This window comes from Klebsiella sp. HN106 (assembly GCF_051209435.1).
Lineage (GTDB): Bacteria > Pseudomonadota > Gammaproteobacteria > Enterobacterales > Enterobacteriaceae > Klebsiella > Klebsiella oxytoca.
This window is the reverse complement of record NZ_JBLURD010000140.1, coordinates 1-364: the sequence shown is the minus strand read 5'-3', so window position 1 is coordinate 364 and position 364 is coordinate 1. Positions and strand designations below refer to the sequence as shown.

1 protein-coding gene and 1 pseudogene are annotated in these 364 nt (G+C 58.5%); both read left to right on the top strand.

Features of this window, described 5'->3' with window-relative positions; all coding sequences use genetic code 11:
* Nucleotides 1-139, top strand: a 139-nt coding sequence (locus ACSIPU_RS30695) for a winged helix-turn-helix domain-containing protein (protein ID WP_435322493.1), incomplete at its 5' end; no start/stop codon positions are given.
* Nucleotides 136-364, top strand: a pseudogene (gene cpxA, locus ACSIPU_RS30690) (envelope stress sensor histidine kinase CpxA); the annotation flags it as partial. The gene ACSIPU_RS30695 and the pseudogene cpxA, both read left to right, overlap by 4 nt.

Below are 364 nucleotides of genomic sequence, written 5' to 3'. Positions count from 1 at the left end.
CAAGCGCCTGACGCCGTTCGACCGCGCCATCGATATGCATATGTCCAACCTGCGGCGTAAGCTGCCGGAGCGCAAAGATGGCCATCCGTGGTTTAAAACGCTGCGTGGCCGCGGGTATCTGATGGTTTCCGCTTCATGATTGGAAGTTTGACTGCACGCATCTTCGCCATCTTCTGGCTCACGCTGGCGCTGGTGTTGATGCTGGTGCTGATGTTGCCCAAACTGGATTCCCGGCAGATGACCGAGCTGCTGGAAAGCGAGCAGCGTCAGGGCATCATGATCGAGCAGCACGTCGAGGCCGAGCTGGCCAACGATCCGCCAAACGACCTGATGTGGTGGCGTCGTTTGTTTCGCGCCATCGATA